Here is a 1036-nt window from a genome sequence, read left to right as displayed (position 1 = left end):
TAAGCCAATATCCAGATTATACAAGGATATTGGCTTATTTGACATCCGGTCTATTATTACCCGCTTACGTTTAGCAGATAATCCATACTCAGTTGCGATGAAAAAGTGGATAGTTTAACATTTTTACTTTCGTTGACTGCCGTTAATAAAAGTACATCGGCTAATAGACCAATATGAGAATTTGGATAAGCAGTGACAACAATTAATGGTACCCCACGTTGTTTTAATATTTTTGCGATATGATAGTTGTTTTTGCTTTCTCCACTATAAGATAGTAGGATGGCGCAATCACTTTCATTAAAACTATTAGCTAAGTGATGGTCTTCACCCGGAATATGCGAGGATAAAATATGGTGGCCGATTTTCATCATTTTATTTTGGAAATTTAGTGCAGGAATCGCGGTATCTCCATAAGCAAAAATGCCCACATGTACGGCCTGAGTGATTAATTTAACCGATGATTCGAGACTTTCATCAGAAAAAAGTTGTGCGGTTTGATTGATTGAGTGAATCGATAGTTCTTTTAATTTATCGGTAATATCTGTGTAAGTATCGTCTTCTGAAAAAGGAAAATCAGGATCAACAAGTAAAACGTCATGTGGTTGATAATGTAACTGCGAGGCAAGTTGCATTTTAAAATCTTTAAAACCTTTCAAACCAATTTTTCGGCAAAGACGGACGATACTTGAAGTCGATGTGTAAGTTTGTAAAGCGAGCTCTTGGATTGATTGGGTTAATATTTTTTCAGGATTAAGTAAAATTTGCTCGGCTATTTGCTTTTCACTTGGATTAAAATCTTTTTGTTGTTGGAGACGGGATAATATATTCATACAATCACCTTTTATCCTTTCAATTCAATGAAAAAAAGTTCCGAAATATTCGTTAAGTAAACAAATCTTTTGAACTTTGTGCCAAAATAAAGAGGAGTAGTTTACCTTTAGAACCCCTTATGATTTAATTAGTGTAACTTGAACCTCTCATGACTGAAGTCACGAGATTCTTAGGAACAGAACATACTTGCAAGCGTATTTCTTTA

General features: G+C 34.5%; 1 protein-coding gene. It reads right to left on the bottom strand.

Going from position 1 to position 1036, the window contains the following annotated elements; translation table 11 throughout:
* Nucleotides 1–56: 56 nt before the first annotated feature.
* On the bottom strand, nucleotides 57–830 hold the full coding sequence (locus ACFO3L_RS11415) for a MurR/RpiR family transcriptional regulator (RefSeq protein WP_379967681.1): 774 nt from the start codon (nucleotides 828–830) through the stop codon (nucleotides 57–59).
* Nucleotides 831–1036 lie beyond the last annotated feature (206 nt).

This window comes from Enterococcus eurekensis, from assembly GCF_042654605.1.
Taxonomy (GTDB): domain Bacteria; phylum Bacillota; class Bacilli; order Lactobacillales; family Enterococcaceae; genus Enterococcus_I; species Enterococcus_I eurekensis.
The sequence above is the reverse complement of the archived record's forward strand: the minus strand, read 5'-3'. Positions and strand labels throughout refer to the sequence as shown.

Bases quoted from the DNA above. Each gene is read 5' to 3' on its own strand.
- ACFO3L_RS11415 (WP_379967681.1), bottom strand. From the start codon at position 830: ATGAATATATTATCCCGTCTCCAACAACAAAAAGATTTTAATCCAAGT.